General features: G+C 72.4%; 2 protein-coding genes and 1 pseudogene. 2 read left to right on the top strand and 1 reads right to left on the bottom strand.

What is annotated here, in order from left to right; genetic code table 11:
- The coding region (locus GH736_RS20890; protein WP_159606742.1) for a hypothetical protein at positions 1-500 on the top strand (500 nt) is incomplete at its 5' end.
- Between the two features lie 15 nt (positions 501-515).
- On the opposite strand, the gene GH736_RS20885 is transcribed toward GH736_RS20890, so the two are convergent.
- A complete protein-coding gene (locus tag GH736_RS20885; RefSeq protein ID WP_159606740.1) occupies positions 516-1,025 on the bottom strand; it encodes a GNAT family N-acetyltransferase in 510 nt (169 codons plus the stop codon).
- Positions 1,026-1,217: 192 nt separating this feature from the next.
- Here GH736_RS20885 and GH736_RS20880 point away from each other — a divergent pair.
- Positions 1,218-2,507 (top strand): annotated as a pseudogene (locus GH736_RS20880) (FAD-dependent monooxygenase); the annotation flags it as partial.
- Positions 2,508-2,619 lie beyond the last annotated feature (112 nt).

Raw genomic sequence — 2,619 nt, 5'->3', positions numbered from 1 at the left:
CGGCCGCGCGACGCCGACTCGTGCGCTGGACCGCCGCCGCGGCAACCGTCGGCCTGCTCGTGGGAGGGGTGCTCGGATGGTCGACCGCGCAGCGGGTGCCATCGACGTCGAGCTCGTCGTCGCGCTTCGGGATCGTGTCGACCCCCGAGCCCGGGGTGCCCCTCGACGAGACGAGGATCCCGCAGCTGTTCGACCGCCTGCCGGTCGCCGCCGAGGCCGCTCGCATCGCGGCGATCGACGACTCGGTCGACCCCGATTCGGTGCGGCTGGTCGCGGCGCGCACCGACGGTCCGTCGGCCTTCGTCGTGCGCGCGTTCGACGGCGCCGACGTCTGCCTCGTGCTCGCGTTCCCGACCGGGCCGTTCCGGCGGGACTGCACGAGCCAGGGGATCTTCCCGCTCGACGGGCTCAGCGTGGAGTACGGCCCCGACGGGTACGGGCTCGCGGTCGCGCGCCTCAGCTCGGCGGGCACCGTGTCGCTCGGCCTCATCGTGCCCTGAGACGGTCACTCGCTGCTACTCGTGGGCGTCCTCGTACGCCTCGAACGCGTCGGCGAACCGCAGTTCGCCGTCCACCGGCTCGCCCTCGAGCACGACGCGCTGCACGAGCCCGTCGCCGAGCCCGCGGTACGTGAGGGCGTCGTCGCCGACGAACCCCATCGGGCCGTAGACCGCGGGGTTGCCGATGAGCGCGCAGCCGCGCGCCCCCCGCGCCCGGAGCTCGTCGAGGCCGGCCGCGACGAGCCGGCTGCCGACGCCCCGGCGCTGGTGGTCGGGGCGCACCGAGATGGGGCCGAGGCCGAACCACCCGACATCCGCCCCGTCGATGGTGACCGGTGAGAACGCGACGTGGCCGATGATCTCGCCGTCCTCCTCGTCGACGAGCGAGACCGTGAGGTCGCCCGCGGCCCGCAGGGCGCGGACGATGGGCGCCTCGGTGCCGTCGCTGAAGGGCATCGGGTCGAAGGCGATGACGGTGAGGTCGTGGATGGCATCGGCGTCGTCGGGCCGCTCGGGTCGGATCACCGCAGCAGTGTATGCGGCCGGCGGCCTCGACGCCGGCTCCGGTGCACCGCGCGACGCACGGCTCGCAGGACGCCGCAGTCGGCTTGCCACCCGGGGGCGGCCCGCCTACCATCGGGTACGCGCGATATGTGAATTACGTGTTCGACTATCGAACACGAGCGCTGCCACCGCACGATGATGTGAGGAGAACCCGTGCAGTTCCACCACCACGGCTACGTGTCGGGCGACCCGCGGGTCCTGCCCGCTGCGGGCGTCGGTCTCGACCGGCCCGCCGAGCTGCCCGACGAGGTCGACGTGCTCATCGTCGGCGCCGGTCCGGCGGGTATGATCGCCGCCGCCCAGCTCGCGATGTTCCCGAACGTCACGACCCGCATCGTCGACCGGCGCCCCGGCCGGCTCGAGATCGGCCAGGCCGACGGCGTCCAGGCCCGCAGCGTCGAGACCTTCCAGGCGTTCGGGTTCGCCGAGCGCATCGTCGCCGAGGCGTACTGGCAGACCGAGATGGTGTTCTGGAAGCCCGACCCCGCCGACCCGTCGCGCATCGTGCGGGCCAAGCGCACGCCCGACGACCCGGCCGGCGTCAGCGAGTTCCCGCACCTGCTCGTCAACCAGGCCCGCGTGCTCGACTACTTCGCCGAGTTCGCCGCCAACGCGCCGACGCGCCTGACCCCCGACTTCGGCTACGAGTTCGAGGGCCTCGAGGTGACCGACGCCGAACAGGGCGGTGAACCGGACGGCGACCACCCCGTCACGGTGACGCTCCGCCGCACCGCGGGGGAGCACGAGGGCGAGCGGCGCACGGTGCGGGCGAAGTACGTGATGGGTGCCGACGGCGCCCGCAGCCGGGTTCGCGCGGCGATCGGATGCCACATGGCCGGCGACCAGGCCAACCACGCGTGGGGCGTCATGGACGTGCTCGCCGTGACCGACTTCCCCGACATCCGCACGAAGTGCTCCATCCAGTCGGAGGCGGGCTCCATCCTGCTCATCCCGCGCGAGGGGGGCTACCTCTTCCGCATGTACGTCGACCTCGGCGAGGTCCCCGTCGACGACCACCACCACGTGCGCCAGACCACGATCGAGCAGGTCATCGCCCGGGCGAACGAGATCCTGCACCCCTACACGCTCGACGTGCGGCACGTGGCGTGGCACAGCGTCTACGAGGTCGGGCACCGCCTCACCGACCGGTTCGACGACGTGCCCACGGAGGCCGCCGGCTCGCGGACCCCGCGCGTCTTCATCGCCGGCGACGCCTGCCACACCCACAGCGCCAAGGCCGGACAGGGCATGAACGTCTCCATCCAGGACGGGTGGAACCTCGGCTGGAAGCTCGGCCACGTGCTCGAGGGGCGCGCCCCCGAGAGCCTGCTCGCCACGTACTCGGCCGAACGGCAGGTGGTCGCGCAGAACCTCATCGACTTCGACAAGCAGTGGTCGACGATGATGGCGAAGAAGCCCGAGGAGTTCGCCTCGCCGTCGGAGCGGGTCGTCCAGAGCTCCTCGCCGGTGGTGCCGTCGTAGGCGATGGTCGCCCAGTCGTTGCTCTCAGCGCCGCTCGACCCGGAGACGAACACCGTGCCGGTCTCGGCGATGG

It is taken from the genome of Agromyces humi (assembly GCF_009720255.1).
GTDB classification, from domain to species: domain Bacteria; phylum Actinomycetota; class Actinomycetes; order Actinomycetales; family Microbacteriaceae; genus Agromyces; species Agromyces humi.
The sequence above is the reverse complement of the archived record's forward strand: the minus strand, read 5'-3'. Positions and strand labels throughout refer to the sequence as shown.